This is a genomic window from Streptomonospora sediminis (genome assembly GCF_054778995.1).
Map to the genome: position 1 here is coordinate 1 of NZ_BAAGYZ010000059.1, position 15,141 is coordinate 15,141.

General features: G+C 70.4%; 13 protein-coding genes and 1 tRNA gene. 3 read left to right on the top strand and 11 right to left on the bottom strand.

From position 1 onward, the window contains the following. Positions 1 to 416: 416 nt before the first annotated feature. From ACYVD5_RS12410 to ACYVD5_RS12455, 10 genes are all read right to left on the bottom strand, one after another. Complete coding sequence (locus tag ACYVD5_RS12410; protein ID WP_461001182.1) at positions 417 to 1,307, bottom strand: sulfotransferase; 891 nt, start codon at positions 1,305 to 1,307, stop codon at positions 417 to 419. Positions 1,308 to 1,557: 250 nt separating this feature from the next. Further along, complete coding sequence (gene cysN / locus ACYVD5_RS12415) at positions 1,558 to 2,826, bottom strand: sulfate adenylyltransferase subunit CysN (RefSeq protein ID WP_461001150.1); 1,269 nt, start codon at positions 2,824 to 2,826, stop codon at positions 1,558 to 1,560. A 39-nt stretch (positions 2,827 to 2,865) separates the two neighbouring features. After that, complete coding sequence (gene cysD / locus ACYVD5_RS12420; RefSeq protein WP_461001151.1) at positions 2,866 to 3,798, bottom strand: sulfate adenylyltransferase subunit CysD; 933 nt, start codon at positions 3,796 to 3,798, stop codon at positions 2,866 to 2,868. 47 nt (positions 3,799 to 3,845) lie between these two features. Further along, positions 3,846 to 4,637, bottom strand: coding sequence for a 3'(2'),5'-bisphosphate nucleotidase CysQ (locus tag ACYVD5_RS12425; RefSeq protein WP_461001152.1), 792 nt, complete (start codon positions 4,635 to 4,637; stop codon positions 3,846 to 3,848). Positions 4,638 to 4,642: 5 nt separating this feature from the next. Further along, complete coding sequence (locus tag ACYVD5_RS12430; RefSeq protein WP_461001153.1) at positions 4,643 to 6,109, bottom strand: sugar transferase; 1,467 nt, start codon at positions 6,107 to 6,109, stop codon at positions 4,643 to 4,645. A gap of 280 nt (positions 6,110 to 6,389) precedes the next feature. Beyond that, a complete protein-coding gene (pth, locus tag ACYVD5_RS12435; RefSeq protein ID WP_461001154.1) occupies positions 6,390 to 7,109 on the bottom strand; it encodes an aminoacyl-tRNA hydrolase in 720 nt (239 codons plus the stop codon). A 111-nt stretch (positions 7,110 to 7,220) separates the two neighbouring features. Next, a complete protein-coding gene (locus ACYVD5_RS12440) occupies positions 7,221 to 7,853 on the bottom strand; it encodes a 50S ribosomal protein L25/general stress protein Ctc (protein ID WP_461001155.1) in 633 nt (210 codons plus the stop codon). Between the two features lie 325 nt (positions 7,854 to 8,178). Continuing rightward, positions 8,179 to 9,150 (bottom strand): ribose-phosphate diphosphokinase, encoded by a 972-nt coding sequence (locus ACYVD5_RS12445; RefSeq protein ID WP_461001156.1) that lies wholly within the window; start codon positions 9,148 to 9,150, stop codon positions 8,179 to 8,181. A 30-nt stretch (positions 9,151 to 9,180) separates the two neighbouring features. Further along, positions 9,181 to 10,650, bottom strand: a complete 1,470-nt coding sequence (gene glmU / locus ACYVD5_RS12450; protein WP_461001157.1) for a bifunctional UDP-N-acetylglucosamine diphosphorylase/glucosamine-1-phosphate N-acetyltransferase GlmU — start codon at positions 10,648 to 10,650, stop codon at positions 9,181 to 9,183. 557 nt (positions 10,651 to 11,207) lie between these two features. Continuing rightward, positions 11,208 to 11,279: transfer RNA gene (locus tag ACYVD5_RS12455), tRNA-Gln, on the bottom strand. Between the two features lie 226 nt (positions 11,280 to 11,505). Between ACYVD5_RS12455 and ACYVD5_RS12460 the strand changes: the two genes are divergently transcribed. The 3 genes from ACYVD5_RS12460 (at position 11,506) to ACYVD5_RS12470 (ending at position 13,759) form a co-directional block, all read left to right on the top strand. Further along, positions 11,506 to 12,471: an acyl-CoA desaturase gene (locus ACYVD5_RS12460; RefSeq protein WP_461001158.1), complete on the top strand. Its 966-nt coding sequence runs from the start codon at positions 11,506 to 11,508 to the stop codon at positions 12,469 to 12,471. A 70-nt stretch (positions 12,472 to 12,541) separates the two neighbouring features. Then, positions 12,542 to 13,153, top strand: coding sequence for a TetR/AcrR family transcriptional regulator (locus ACYVD5_RS12465; protein WP_461001183.1), 612 nt, complete (start codon positions 12,542 to 12,544; stop codon positions 13,151 to 13,153). A gap of 117 nt (positions 13,154 to 13,270) precedes the next feature. Continuing rightward, positions 13,271 to 13,759, top strand: coding sequence for a MarR family winged helix-turn-helix transcriptional regulator (locus tag ACYVD5_RS12470; protein WP_461001159.1), 489 nt, complete (start codon positions 13,271 to 13,273; stop codon positions 13,757 to 13,759). Between the two features lie 47 nt (positions 13,760 to 13,806). On the opposite strand, the gene ACYVD5_RS12475 is transcribed toward ACYVD5_RS12470, so the two are convergent. Then, entirely contained in the window at positions 13,807 to 14,994 is a 1,188-nt protein-coding gene (locus tag ACYVD5_RS12475) for a DUF418 domain-containing protein (RefSeq protein ID WP_461001160.1), read from the bottom strand. Positions 14,995 to 15,141 lie beyond the last annotated feature (147 nt).

Consider the following 15,141-nt stretch of genomic DNA (forward strand, 5'->3'; position numbering starts at 1 on the left):
CTGCGCCGGAGCGGACCCGGCGCCGCCCGGGGCGGCGGACGGCTCGGCGGCGGTGCTGAGCGCGGTGCTGCTCGGGTGCGGCGTGCCGTGGCGGGCCGCGGCCCGGTCCTCGTCGGTGCTATAGGCGGCGGTGCCGACCATGCCGGTGGGGGTGCACGCCACCACTGCGATGCTCAGCGCCAGCGCGGCGCCGCCGCACCACCCGGGCTTGCCGACGGCCCGGCAACGGCGATCGGTGGTGCATCCGTTCCGCGATTCCCCCATGACAAATAGCTATCATGTGAACACGGAGTGCCACATGGAGGCACAAACCTCGGCGCGCCGCATCAACGGAAAAGTCCGACACCGGCAGCGCACACCGCCTTGCCCCGCAGCGGGCAGGCCGTACCGGAGCCGGTCCGGCCGCAGCCGCACCCTCAGTAGCCGAACCGCGGTCGACTGGCAAAGGTCAGCGCCGATACCGTCCGCCGCGCGCCCGGCACCAACCCGCCGCGCCACGCGGAATCGGCGCGCACCCGCACCGGGCCGGAGTCGAACCGCATCGGGTTTCCCGAGACGGTGTGGGCCGCCGACAGTTGCGCGGTGCCCGCGGCGTCCAACGGCAGTTCCCCGTCGTGGCCGGCAAAGGCCGCCAGCGCCCGGAACTGGCCTGCGGGGTCGGCCGTGAAGTCCTCGTAGCGCACCCGCCGGGTGGGCACGCCCAGTCGGGTCAGCCGCGCCAGGATCTCGTTCTGCGCCGTCCACTGCACCGCTGCGCGGCCGGCCGAGTAGCGCGCCATCTCCTGTTCGGGACTGGTCGCGGTGGCGTCGGGCCGCAGCACCCGTTTCCGCCAGGCGTGGGCAACCGCCCGGGGATCGCGCAGTACGTGGATCAGGTGCAGGCGGCGCCCGTAGCGGTGGCGCAGGCACGCCGCCAGCGAGGCGTGCTTGCTGGAATCGACGATCACCCGGCAGTTGCTCACGTGGGCGGCTGCGGCGTAGAGCCGGTCGTAGAAGCCGGTGTAGCGCGCCAGCCGACCGGCCAGGGCGGCCGGCGGCCGACCGCCGAGCAGGGCGGGCACGAAGCGGGTGCGGTCGACCGACCGCTGCAGCCCGAGGACATCGCGGGGTTCGACCCGGTCCCAACCGCCGAACGCGGCTGCGCCCACGGCCGCCCAGAACGCGCACTCGCGGAACGGTGCCCCGCAACCGCAGGCCTCGCCGTCGACCAAGGCCCGGCGCCACATGTGCACCACCTCGCCGAGTGAACACACCCCGGGCAATTCGCCCAGCAGGCGCTCGATCAGGGTGGACCCGGACCGGCCCATGCCGCCGACGAATAGCAGTTGGAAATCGTCCACAGGCGCACCCTAGTACGGTGCGCATTCAGTCGGTCGCACTGCGCAAGGACCGTGCCCCGGACCACTGCCTGCGCCTGCCGGCCGCCGCTGTTCGAAATGGCGGCGGCCGGCTTCGGCCTGATTTGCGCGGGCCCTCGGCGCAGGTGTGCATCCGGCGGTGCCGGGCGGTCGCCGTGGTCGCGGCGGCCCGCTCCGGGTTGGCGCATACGGACCGTGCTCACTCGGCCCGGACGATCATCCCTGCGCCGACCGTGGTGTTGCTGCCTTCTTCGATCAGGATGAACCCGCCGGTCAGCCGGTTGTTCTTGTACTCATCGGCGAACAGCGGCTGCGTGGCGCGCAGGCTGACCCGGCCGATCTCGTTCAGGGAGAGATCGTCGGCGTCCTCGTCGCGGTGCAGCGTGTTGACGTCCAGCCGGTAGCGCACGTCGCGCACCACGACCTTGGCAGTGCGGGTGGTGTGCTTGATGATCAGCCGCGAACGGGGCGTGAGCTTGCGGCTCTCGGCCATCCAGCAGACCATCGCGTCGATGTCCTGGGAGGCATCGGGCTGGTTGTTGGGCCGGCACAGCATGTCGCCGCGCGAGATGTCGATGTCGTCCTCAAGGAGCATGGTCACCGACATGGGCGGGAACGCTTCGTCCAGCTCGCCGTCAGGGGTAAGGATCTTTGCGATGCGGCTGGTCAGCCCGGACGGCAGGTGCATGATCTCGTCGCCGGCCTTGAACACCCCGCCGGCGATCGTGCCCGCGTAGCCCCGGTAGTCGTGCAGTTCGGGGTCGGCGGCGCGCTGCGGCCGGATCACGTACTGCACCGGGAACCGCGCGTCGATCAGGTTGCGGTCGGAGGCGATGTGCACGTGCTCCAGGTGGTGCAGCAGCGACGGCCCGTCGTACCACTGCATGTTGATGGAGCGGTCGACCACGTTGTCGCCGTTGAGCGCCGACATCGGGATGAAGGTGAGGTCGTTGACGTCCAGCTTCGTGGCGAATGCCGTGAACTCCTGCTTGATCTCCTCGAACCGCTCCTGGGAGTAGTCGACGAGGTCCATCTTGTTGATGGCCACCACGACGTGCGGCACCTGCAGCAAGGTGGTCAGGAAGGCGTGGCGGCGGCTCTGCTCCTGCAGGCCCTTGCGCGCGTCGACCAGGATGACCGCCAGGTCGGAGGTCGACGCCCCGGTGACCATGTTGCGGGTGTACTGGATGTGGCCGGGAGTGTCGGCGATGATGAAGGTGCGCCGCGGTGTCGCGAAGTAGCGGTAGGCGACGTCGATGGTGATGCCCTGCTCGCGCTCGGCGCGCAGGCCGTCCGTGAGCAGCGCCAGGTTGGTGTGCTCTTCGCCGCGTCCGCGGCTTGTGCGCTCCACGGCGTCGAGCTGGTCCTCGAAGATCGACTTGGAGTCGAACAGGAGGCGGCCGATCAACGTGGATTTGCCGTCGTCGACCGAACCGGCTGTGGCGAACCGCAGAATGTCAGTACTCATATGCACGCGTTCCAAAAGGGTGGGGAGGGGCGCCGGAATCTAGAAGTAGCCCTCGCGCTTGCGGTCTTCCATGGCCGCCTCGCTGGAGCGATCGTCGGCGCGGGTCTGCCCGCGCTCGGTGATCCGGGTGGCGGCGATCTCCGCCATGATCTCCTCCAGGCCCTCGGCAGAGGAGCGCACGGCACCGGTGCAGGTCATGTCGCCGACCGTGCGGTAGCGGACCGTGGCCTCGAACAGTTCCTCGTCCTCACCGCGGGTGATGAACGGGTTGTCGGAGAGCAGGATGCCGTCGCGCTCGAAGACCGTACGCGTGTGCGGGTAGTAGATGGGCGGCAGCTCAAGGTTCTCGCGCGAGATGTAGCCCCAGATGTCCAGCTCGGTCCAGTTGGACAGCGGGAACACCCGGATGTGCTCGCCCCTGTTGATCCGCGTGTTGTAAACGTTCCACAGCTCGGGGCGCTGGGCCTTGGGGTCCCACTGACCGAACTCGTCGCGGAAGGAGAACACGCGCTCCTTGGCGCGGGCCTTCTCTTCGTCGCGGCGGGCCCCGCCGAATGCGGCGTCGAACCCGTGCTCTTCGAGCGCCTCGAGCAGCGCCGCTGTCTGCAGCCGGTTCCGGCTGGCCCAGCGGCCCGTGGGCTCGACGACCTTGCCCGCGTCGATCTGCTCCTGCACCGAGGCGACGACGAGCCTGACGCCCGCATCCGCGACACGGCGGTCGCGGAACTCCATCACCTCGGGGAAGTTGTGCCCGGTGTCGACGTGCATCACCGGGAAGGGGACCGCGCCCGGCCAGAATGCCTTCTCGGCGAGCCGCAGCATGACGAGGGAGTCCTTACCGCCCGAGAAGAGCAGCACCGGCCGCTCGAACTCAGCGGCAACCTCGCGCATGATGTAGATCGCCTCGGCCTCCAGGAAGTCCAGCTGCGAGAGCTGGTACCTGCCGAGCGGCGCCGTATTGGCCTGAATCATGAACCCGCCTCACGCTCCTCTGACGCACCCGGGGGGTGGTTGTGCACTCATCCCGCCGCGTGTGGGTCCGCGCCGTCGCGCTCGGCGACACCGCGGATACTAGCCAACAACATATTCGACAATTCCGGTCGACAGACAAGGATATCCGGCAGTGACGGATCGGTCCTGTTATAGGACAGTTCGGCACCGTCGATGCGCGACGCGTGCAGTCCGGCCGCATGCGCCACCGCCACCGGGGCTGCGCTGTCCCACTCGTACTGGCCGCCCGCGTGCACGTAGATGTCGGCGATCCCGAGCATCACGGCGCAGATCTTGGCGCCGGCCGATCCCATCGGCACGATTTCCGCGCCGAGCTGGGTGGCCAGGCGCTGCACGAACTCCGGCGGCCGGGTGCGGCTGCTGGTAATGCGCAGCCGCTGCTCGGTGGGGCGCTCGTCGGGCAGCCACGGGGGGTCGACGGTCGAGACGGTGCTGCCCTGTGCGGGCAGTGCCACCGCACCGGCGACGAGTTCGCCGTTCTCCCAGAGCGCCACGTGCACGGCCCAGTCGGTGCGGCCGGACTCGGAAAACTCCCGGGTGCCGTCGAGCGGGTCGATGATCCATACCCGCCGGGCGTTCAGCCGCGCCTTGTCGTCGACTCCCTCCTCGGAGAGGACGGCATCGCTGGGGCGCAGTCGGCCCAAGCTGGAGAAGAGGAACTCATGCGACGCGCGGTCGCCGAGTGTGCGCAGGACCTCGGGCTCGTCAAAGCCCTGCCGGGCCCGCAGCCGGAGCAACTGCTGCCCCGCTTCGGTCGCCAGGTCTCGCGCCACTTCATGATCGTTTCGGATGCTGCTCACCGGCCTTAGTACGCTCCCGCTCCGCGGACAACTGCTGACCATGTCTTCCACAGGATCTGGACGTCCAGGGTCAACGACCAGTTTTCCACGTATCGCAGGTCCAGACGGACGGATTCCTCCCAGGAGAGATCCGACCGGCCGCTGACCTGCCACAGTCCTGTCATGCCCGGTTTGACCACCAGGCGCCGACGAACATCGCGGCCGTAGCGCGCCACCTCCTCGGGCAGCGGCGGCCGCGGTCCCACGAGTGACATATCTCCCCGCACAACGTTGATCAGTTGGGGGAGTTCGTCCAGCGAGTACCGGCGCAGCCAGCCGCCGAACGCAGTGACCCGCGGGTCGCGGCGCATCTTGAAGAGTACGCCGTCGTGCTCGTTGGCGAGGCGCAGAACCTCTTTGAGCCCCTCCGCCCCGACCACCATGGTACGGAACTTGTAGACCGTGAATTCGCCGCCGTCCTTGCCGACCCGGGTCTGGCGGAACAGCGCCGGCCCGCGGTCGAGCGCCCGGATCGCCACCGCCGGCCCCAGCAGGAAAGGCGCCAGCGCCACCAAGGCCAGCGCGGCGGCCGCTCGGTCGAACAGGCCCTTTACCACCCGCCGGGCGCCGTGGAGCTCGGGGTGTTCCACGTGCAGCAGCGGCAGCCCCGCCACCGGGCGGATGGTGGTGCGCGGGCCGGCCACGTCCATCAGCGCCGGGGCGACGGTCAGGTCGGTGCCGCTTTTCTCCAACCGCCAGGCCAGCCGGCGCAGCTCCGCACCGTCCATCTCCGGGCAGGACAGCACCGCGACCGTGTCGGCGCCGACCCGCTCGGCCGCCTCGGCCGCGGCGCCGAAACCGCCCAGCACCGGGCAGCCGTCGACGGCGCCGCGCGCCGCGCCGAGCTGCTGGACGGGCAGGCACACGCCTATGACGCGCATCCCGTGGTAGGGCTCGCGGCGGAACTGGCGGACGAGGTCGCGAGCGGCGTCCAGGTGGCCCACCGCGACAACACCGCGCATGCACCGGCCGCGGACGCGCAGCCGGTGCAGCCGCTTGCGCCAGGCGTAGCGCATGACCAGGTCGGCCAGCATGACCGCGGGCAGCGCCAGTAGGACGTAGCCGCGGGCGACGTCGACCTTGGCGGCGTAGGCCGAAACGGCGACCGCGGCGGTCAGCAGCACGCCGCTGCTGAGGACGCGGCGGAACTCCTCGGTGCCCTGCCCGATGAACCGGCGGGCATAGCCGCCCGATACCGCGACGGCCAGGATCCACAGCAGTGGCAGCGCGAGGGAGAACGCCAGATACCAGGGGCCGGCGGCAGTGGCCAGCGGGTCGGGAAAGCGGATCCGCAGCGCCGATAAGCCGGCGAGGCCGCCCGCGCCGGCGTCGATCCACAGCAGCCCGCCGATGTAGGAACGCATCCACGCCGGCCACGCGCGGACGGCCGGTGCACCGGCGGCCTGCTCCGGGATCCGTTCGGTGACGACCATAATCCCCAACCTCGGCACGGCCCCCTGTGTCCGCAACGCGGCACAGCCCGGCCGCCCCGGACGCGGCGCTATGGCGCGGCGGCACGACCGGCCGCAGACGGCGGCAAGGGGTGCGGAACGTGAACTGTCACGACAGATCATATCCATTTACGCACACGCAGTCACGGACCGTGACGAATGGCAGCAAGGAACGGCGTGCAACAGGCAGGGGGGAATCCGCATGCGCACTACGCGGCGGGCCGCCGCGGGAAGGCTCGCCCTTCAGCGGGCGCAGCCGGTTTCACACAGCCGTATGGAACGTATTCTGCGCCTTCTCCAGACCTTCGGTGAGGACCGCCTCAACGGCGTCGGCGGCGCGTTCGACCACGGCGCCGAGATCTTTGCGCTCGGCGGCGGAGAAATCCTTGAGGACATAGGCCGCCGGGTCCATCCGCCCGGGCGGGCGGCCCACACCCACGCGTACCCGCAGGTAGCCGGGGTCGGTCAGCGACTGGGTGAGCGAACGCAGCCCGTTGTGGCCGCCTGCGCCGCCGCCGCGCTTGAGCCGCAGCACGCCGAAGGGGATGTCCAACTCGTCGTGGATGACGAGGATGCGCTCCAGGGGAACCTTGTAGAAGCGGCTGAGCCCGGATACCGGGCCTCCGGAGAGGTTCATGTACGACCGCGGCTTGGCCAGGACGGCGGGGACGCCCTGGATGCGGGCCTCGGCGGTCTCGGCACGGGTCTTGTGCGCCTTGAACCGCTGCCCTGCGCGTCCGGCCAGGGTCTCGGCCACCATGAATCCGACGTTGTGCCGGTTGCCGGCGTAGCCGGGCCCGGGGTTGCCCAGGCCCACGACCAGCCAGCGTTCAGTCTCGACCGGGGCCACTTCACCGCTCCGCTCTTCGGCCGGAGCGGCCGAGCCGCCCGCGGCCGTGCCCGGGGACGCCGGTGCGCGGGGGTTCAGCACCCGTCGCAGGAGACCGCGCATGAGCCGTCCGCCGTCCGTTCCATCCGACATACGAATGCGCTCCCGGACGGGTGCCGCAAGCACCGGGGTCGCGGGAGCGGGACCGACCGGCCGGAACCGCCCGCGGTGTGCGGTGCGCAGCCCCGGCCAGTCGCCGCGCGCTTACTCCGAGGAGGACTCGCCCTTGGCGGCCTCTTCGGCGGCTTCGGCGGCCACGTCGGCCTCAGCGGTCTCCAGGGCCTCGACCTCGGCGTCACTGCGCTCGCCGGCGATGGTGAGCACGGTGGTCTCGGAGTCGGTGACCAGCGCGGTGCCCGCAGGCAGGACGAGGTCGCCGGCGGTGACCGTGCTGCCGACCTCCAGGCCCTCGACGCTGTGCTCGACGTTCTCGGGGATGTGGGTGGCCTCGGTCTCGACCTCGACGGTCACGAGCTCCTGGTAGAGCACGCCGCCGGACGCGATCTCGCCGGTAAGCACCACCGAGATCTCGACGTTGACCTTCTCGCCCTTCTTCACCACCAGCAGGTCGACGTGCTCCAGGAAGCCCTTGATGGGGTCGCGCTGGACGCTCTTGGGCAGAGCGAGGTTGTCGGAGCCGGTAAGACCGTCGACGCGCAGCAGCACGTTCGGGGTCTTCAGGGCCAGCATCAGGTCATGGCCCGGCAGGGTGATGTGGCGAGGGTCGGTGCCGTGGCCGTAGAGGACGGCCGGCACCTTACCCGCGCGGCGGACGCGCCGTGCGGCGCCCTTGCCGAATTCCGTGCGCGGCTCGGCAGCGATGCGTACCTCGGACACGACAAAACTCCTCGGGATCGTCCCCGCGAAGCCACGGGGAACACGACTTCTGTAAAAAACGGCTCCCGCGTAGACGGCGAGGTCCTCAGGGGAGCTGCGCGCGTCCGCAGGAATGGAACCACTGGAACCACACCGTGTGCAGAGCACCCGCCAAAGGCGCGAACGCTCGCCGACGGCGCCGCACCGGCCGCGGCGGCGCGGCCATAATGTCCAACGTGTCCCAGCGGGAGCTGGGGACACCCGATCCAGTCTAATGGCTGTGCCGGGGCGTTGGGACACATCACGCATCCGGCGGGCACAACGTCGGCGCCCGCCGGAGCACTGATCACCCCTCGAACAGGCTGGTGACCGAGCCGTCGCTGAAGACCTCGCTGACCGCGCGCGCCAGCAGCGGAGCGATCGACAACTGGGTGAGCTTGTCGAACTGGCGGTCCTTGGGCACCGGCAGCGAGTTGGTGATCACGACCTCGGAAATGCGCGAGTTCTGCAGCCGCTCGGCCGCGGGACCGGAGAGCACGCCGTGGGTGGCCGCGGCGATGATCTCGTGGGCCCCTTGCTCGAACAGCGCGTCGGCCGCCTTGACGATGGTGCCGGCGGTGTCGATCATGTCGTCGACCAGCACACAGGTGCGCCCGCTGACCTGGCCGACGACCTCGTGCACCTTGACCTGGTTGGCTTCGTCGGGGTCGCGCCGCTTGTGGATGATCGCCAGCGGCGCGCCCATGCGGTCGGCCCAGCGGTCGGCGGTACGCACGCGGCCCGCGTCGGGCGAGACGATGGTCGCCTCGGTCCCGCTCACCCGCGACTGGACGTAGTCGGCCAGCAGCGGCAGCGCGAACAGGTGGTCGACCGGGCCGTCGAAGAAGCCCTGGATCTGGTCGGTGTGCAGGTCGACCGACATCAGCCGGTTCGCGCCCGCAGTACGGAACAGGTCGGTCATCAGCCGCGCCGATATCGGCTCGCGGCCGCGGTGCTTCTTGTCCTGGCGGGCGTAGCCCAGGAACGGTGTCACAACGGTGATGCGCTTGGCCGAAGCCCGCTTGAGAGCGTCGATCATGATCAGCTGCTCCATGATCGACTCGTTGATCGGGTCGGAGTGGCACTGCAGCACGAACGCGTCGCACCCGCGCACAGACTCCAGGTAGCGCACAAAGATCTCGCCGTTGGCGAAGTCCTGGAACCTCGTCGGCGCGACCTCGATACCGAGCTGCTCGGCTACCTGCTCAGCCAGGTCCGGGTGTGTACGGCCCCCGAACAGCATGAGCTTCTTCTGACCCGCGGCCTTCATGCCGGTCACTTTACAGATCCCCCACAGACACTGACGCAGTCACTCTTCATCGCGGCGCTCGGCGGATCCGGCGGACCCACCGGCCCTTTCGGCCGCCTCGGCGGCGGCCGTATCCGGACGCTTGCGCCGCACCCAGCCCTCGATGTTGCGCTGCTTGCCGGCCGAAACCGCCAGCGCTCCGGGCGGGACGTCTTCGCGGACCACCGTGCCTGCGCCGGTGTAAGCGCCGTCGCCCACGTGCACGGGCGCGACAAAGGTGTTGTCGCTGCCGGGGCGGGCGTGGTCGCCGATGGTGGTGCGGTTCTTGTTGACACCGTTGTAGTTGACGAACACCGAGGAGGCGCCGATGTTGACACCGACGCCGATGTCGGCGTCGCCGACGTAGGTCAGATGCGGAACCTTGGAGCCCTCGCCGACGGTGGAGTTCTTCACCTCGACGAACGTGCCGATCTTGGCCGCGGGCTCGACGACGGTTCCCGGACGCAGGTAGGCGTAGGGCCCGATGGTGGTCCTGGCGCCGATTTCGGCGTCGTCGGCCACGACGTGGCGCACGACCGCGTCGGCACCGACCCGGGTGGCGCTGAGCCGGCAGCCGGGCCCGACGACGGCGCCCTCGTCGATCAGGGTACGGCCCGCAAGCTGGGTCTGCGGCTCGACGACGGTGTCGGCGCCGATCTCGACGTCGGCGTCGACCCAGGTGGAGGCGGGGTCGACAATGGTCACGCCGGCGCGCATGTGCTCGGCCAGCAGCCGGTCGTTGAGCAGCCGCCGCGCCTCGGCGAGCTGGACGCGGTCGTTGACGCCCTGGATCTCGGTCCACTCGCCGGCCACGGACACGCCGACCGGGTGGCCGTCGCCGCGCAGGATCGCCGCGGCGTCGGTGATGTACTCCTCGCCTTTGGCGTTGTCGGTGGACAGGCGCTGCACGACCGAGGCCAGGTGCGCGCCGTCGAAGGCGTACATGCCGGAGTTGATCTCGCTGAGGGCGCGCTGTTCGGCGGTGGCGTCGGCGTGCTCGACGATCGAGTCGAACGCACCGGCGGAGTCGCGCACGACCCGGCCGTACCCGGCGGGGTCGGGGACCTCGGCGGAGAGGACGGTCACGGCGTTGCCTGCGGACTCGTGGGCCTCAACGAGGTCGGAGAGTGTGCGCCCGCGCAGCAGCGGGGTGTCGCCGTAGGCCAGCACGACCGTGCCCGACAGGGCGACGCCCTGGGCGGCCAGTTCCTCGACCGCCATGCGCACGGCGTGGCCGGTTCCGTTCTGCTGCTCCTGCACTGCGGTGGACACGGCCGGGGCGGTGTCCTTGAGGTGCTGGACCACCCGTTCGCGCGCATGGCCGACCACGACCACGGTGCGTTCCGGGTCGAGTTCGTCGGCGGCGGCCAGCACATGGCCGAGCATGCTGCGGCCGCAGATCTCGTGCAGGACCTTGGGAAGCCTGGACTTCATTCGGGTGCCCTCGCCCGCCGCGAGGACGATGACGGCAGCCGGACGGCTCACGCTCACTGGCGGAGACTCCTCATGTCGCTGGCGGATGCTGAATGGTCCCCGCGAGTCGCGGCGGGGTTCGCGGCCACGGCGCGGCGCGGGCTCCCCGGGGTTGCCCGCAGGGTCGACGCGACGTGACCGTTCGGATGACGGCGCCTGGCGGGAACGCGAACAGAGTCCACCCGGGCCGACATGGGCAGGATACATGTGGCCTTTGCGAAGCGCGGTTGCGGCCGCGCCCGGTCGCCCCGTGTACCGCCGGTTCTCCGCGGGCGTGCAACCGGCGTGTGCAGGGGGTGCGGCCGCGGGAATTCCCGGGCCGAACACCCTGATTCGCCCGGCTTAGGATGGTTCTTCCGATTCCGTGATCGGACCGCCGGATCCGTCCGGCCGCGCGTTCCGCCGCCCCCTGGCGTACCCCGGCGGCGCGACTGCCGGATGTGACATTCCCGATGGGCGTTGCAGGCGGGTACTGCGGGACCTCGTCCCGATCGGCCGCGCCGCAGCCGCCCCCAACGCACCCGCCCGCGCCGCGGCGAACCTGCGGCGCGGATCCGGCCGCGGACCCCACTGGGCTCCCGGGGAAGGATTCGAACCCTCACCTCAAGGCACCAAAAGCCTGTGTCCTGCCCTTAGACCACCCGGGAAAGAACGGTGGCGCCTCCCGCGGACGGGGGCGCGTTCCGCACGCCAACGATAGCGGCTCTGCCCGGTATCGGCACATCAGCGCTTCGTACTGGCGGCCGCACTTGGAACTTACGTGGCCGTAGGTTACGGTTGCGTAGGTACAGCTTCCGGCGATCGGCCGCGGTCGGACGGCCGGAGCGGTGCTCCATGCCGCACCCCAGCCACGCCAACGACCGAGGTGAACACATGACCGCAACACCCGAGATCGCGCCGCAACAGGCCGCCAAGCGCACACCCGAACCCGAACTCGACCCCGAGGGCCGGGGCAAGGCGGAGCGCTACACGGTCTTCGCGTTCGTTTTCGTCCCGCTGCTGGCCGTTGCGGCCGCCGTGCCGCTCGCCTGGGGGTGGGGGCTGTCCATCACCGACATCGTCATCGGCGCGGTGTTCTATCTCGTCAGCGGCCTGGGCATCACGGTCGGCTACCACCGGCACTTCACCCACGGCTCGTTCAAGGCCAGCCGCCCGCTGCGCATCGCGCTCGCGGTGGCCGGCAGCCTGGCCATCCAGGGCTCCGTCATCAAGTGGGTCGCCGACCACCGCCGGCACCACAAGTACGCCGATGCCGACGGCGACCCGCACTCGCCGTGGCGGTTCGGCGACGACTGGCGCTCGGTGGCCAAGGGCCTGTACTACGCGCACATGGCCTGGCTCTACCTCGACGAAGAGAAGACCTCGCCCAAGCGGTTCACGCCGGACCTGCTCAAGGACACCGACATCCGCCGCGTCGACCGCCTGTTCGGCCCGATCGTGCTGTTCTCCCTGCTGGGCCCCGCGCTGATCGGCGGCCTGGTCACCATGTCCTGGTGGGGCGCGCTGACCGCGTTCTTCTGGGCCGGCCTGGTGCGGGTCGCGCTGCTGCACCACGTCACCTGGTCGATCAACTCCATCTGCCACACCATCGGCGAGGAGAACTTCGAGGTCCGCGACCGCTCCCGGAACGTTTGGTGGCTGGCCATCCCGTCCTTCGGCGAGTCCTGGCACAACCTCCACCACGCCGACCCCACCTGCGCACGCCACGGTGTACTCAAGGGGCAGATCGACATTTCCGCCCGCGTCATCTGGATCTTTGAGAAACTCGGATGGGCGAGTAAAGTCCGGTGGCCCAATGCCGAACGCCTTGCCGCAAAGCGCGTGAGCGCAGAGAGCTGAAGTGAGTCTCACTATGCGAGCGGTCAGCGAAAGCGATAGCGAGCAGCCGACACGGTCGCGCCGCAGGCGCATGACCGGCAAACAGCGCCGAGAACAGCTTCTGGACATCGGCCGCGAACTCTTCGCCGAACGCGGCTTCGACGCCACCTCGGTCGAAGAGATCGCCGCCCGGGCGGGCGTGTCCAAACCCGTCGTCTACGAGCACTTCGGCGGCAAGGAGGGCGTCTACGCGGTCGTTGTCGACCGCGAGATGCAGACACTGCTGGGCATGGTCGGCGACTCGCTGACCGCCGACACCCCCCGCGGCAAGGTCGAGAACGCGGCGCTGGCGCTGCTGCGCTACGTCGAGGAATACAGCCAGGGGTTCCGCATCCTGGCACGCGACTCCCACGCGGCCTCGGGCACCGGCAGCTTCGCCAGCCTCATCAGCGACATCGCCACCCAGGTCGAGCACATCCTGGGCGAGGAGTTCCGCAGCCGGGGCTACGACCCCAAGCTCGCGCCGATGTACGCGCAGTCGCTGGTGGGCATGGTGGCGCTGACCGGCCAGTGGTGGCTGGAGGTCCGCAAACCCAAGCGCGAGGTCGTCGCCGCCCATCTGGTCAACCTGGCCTGGAACGGGCTGTCGAACCTGGAGTCCCGGCCGCAACTGGACCACGTCCAGCGCAAGCGCGGCGAGTAACCCGCGCTCCGCCGCTGCCGACCGGCGGAGCGCGGGGATTCCCGCCGATCACTGCCGCGCCGGCGGAACACCGCGCCCGAACAACACTATCTTGATATCAAGAGATAAGCTGGGCGTATGCGCGATGAGGTCGACGGCCTGGTCGAGGCGTGGCGCACCGAGCGCCCCGACCTCGACATCGAACCACTGCAGGTGCTGAGCCGGGTCTCCCGGCTCGCCCGGCACCTGGACCGCGCGCGGCGCGCCGTCTTCACCGAACACGGCCTGGAGCCCTGGGAGTTCGACGTCCTGGCCGAACTGCGGCGCTCCGGCCCGCCCTACGAACTCAGCCCCGGGCGGCTGCTGCGCGCCACCCTGGTCACCTCCGGAACCATGACCAACCGCATCGACCGGTTGGCCGCCGCCGGGCTCGTACTGCGCGGCCCCGATCCAGCCGACAAGCGCGGCGTGCTGGTGCGGCTGACCGCCGAGGGGCGCGAGCGCGTCGACACCGCACTGGCCGACCTGCTCAGCTACGAGGAGTCGCTGCTGGCCGGCGTGTCCCGCTCGGACCGCACCGCGCTGGCATCGCTGCTGAGGTCGGTGCTCTCTCCGCTCGACGAGTAAGCCGCCTCCGCCTCCGCCTGCGGCCGAGCGGCGGGCGGCGGGCCGGTTCACGCCTGCGCGGCGCTCTCGCGGCGGCGTGCAACCGGCAGCAGCCGCAGGTAGGTCAGGCACCGCCACAACCATTCCGCCGGCCCGTACCGGAAGAACCGCAGCCACAGCGGGCAGAGCACCCCCGCGGCGAGCACGTAGCCCGCGGCGATCCCCAGCTGCACCGCCGTGGAGGCGGCGTCGTTGCCGCTCACGGTGATCAGGAACAGGGCCGTGCTGCCGAGGTAGACCGTCAGGCTCATCCGGCCGATCGGCGCGAGCACCGCCAGCGCGCGTGCCGCCTTCCCACCGCGGTCCGCCAGCCACCAGATCAGCCCGAAGTACAGCAGTGCGCCTCCCACGAGCAGCACGTCGTTGCCCAGACTCATCGAGGCCTCGGCGACCGCGGGCTGGGGCTCCGGTACCCCGTCGGGGCCGAACCGCCGCGGAAAGGCCAATGTGGCTCCCCCGGCCGCCGCACCGCCCGCGGCGAACACGACCGCGCCCAGGCCGGCGAGGCGCCCGCCTCCCAGGGGGCGGCGGGCAGTGTGTGCCGCGTCGGTCGCGTCGGTCGCTTCTCCGGCCAACCGCGGCAGGCGGGCCAGCCACACGCCGACGGCGAACGCCGCCAGCGTCGACAGGCCGAACTGCGCGTCGAACGGCAGCGGCGGCAGGAACGGATGCAGCCCCGCGCTGATCGGCAGCAGCGCCGCGGCAACGGCGACCGGCCGCCACCGGGCGCCGCCGAGCAGGAACGGCAGCAAGGGCACGAGGACCAGGGCCGTCAGCGAATAAAGGGTGAGGATATCGCCGTCGAACACGTAGCGGTGCGCGAGCCCGAACACGGCGAACAGGGCCGCATAGCGCCGCACCAGCAGCCACACCGGCCGCTCGCCGCGCCGGGTCGCCGACCGCCAGGTCAACGCCGCGCCGATCCCGAACAGCAGCATCAGCAGTTCGCGGCTGCGCCCCGAAAAGAGCAACGACGCAGCGGCGTTGGCGCCCTCGGCGAACAGGCCGCCGCCCGAGCCCTCCATCGCCGCAACCGTGGTGACGAAGGAGCCCGCATTGATCAGGACCACCCCGATCATCGCCCAGCCGCGCGCGGCGTCGAGGAACGGGATGCGCGGCCGGTCAGCTGCGGCGGGCGGCGGTGCGTCGTGTGTCGGGGCGGCGGTGTCGGCCGCTGTGCCGGCGGCGAGGTTCACGTTGGTTTCCTTCCGTGTAGCCGCAGAACATAGGCAAAGGACGAGCATGTCCGTCTGCTGCCGGCCGGCGCATCGGCCGCACGGCCGGTTTGGTCCGCCGCCCCCATCGGCCGATCGGCCGAGTCGGAACAGGCGATCGGCCGTCTA

Excerpts from the sequence above, each read along its gene's own strand:
- ACYVD5_RS12460 (WP_461001158.1), top strand. The coding sequence starts at position 11,506 with ATGACCGCAACACCCGAGATCGCGCCGCAACAGGCCGCCAAGCGCACA.
- ACYVD5_RS12410 (WP_461001182.1), bottom strand. The coding sequence starts at position 1,307 with ATGGGCCGGTCCGGGTCCACCCTGATCGAGCGCCTGCTGGGCGAATTG.
- ACYVD5_RS12430 (WP_461001153.1), bottom strand. The coding sequence starts at position 6,109 with ATGGTCGTCACCGAACGGATCCCGGAGCAGGCCGCCGGTGCACCGGCC.
- ACYVD5_RS12470 (WP_461001159.1), top strand. The coding sequence starts at position 13,271 with ATGCGCGATGAGGTCGACGGCCTGGTCGAGGCGTGGCGCACCGAGCGC.
- cysN (WP_461001150.1), bottom strand. The coding sequence starts at position 2,826 with ATGAGTACTGACATTCTGCGGTTCGCCACAGCCGGTTCGGTCGACGAC.
- pth (WP_461001154.1), bottom strand. The coding sequence starts at position 7,109 with ATGTCGGATGGAACGGACGGCGGACGGCTCATGCGCGGTCTCCTGCGA.
- cysD (WP_461001151.1), bottom strand. The coding sequence starts at position 3,798 with ATGATTCAGGCCAATACGGCGCCGCTCGGCAGGTACCAGCTCTCGCAG.
- ACYVD5_RS12465 (WP_461001183.1), top strand. The coding sequence starts at position 12,542 with ATGACCGGCAAACAGCGCCGAGAACAGCTTCTGGACATCGGCCGCGAA.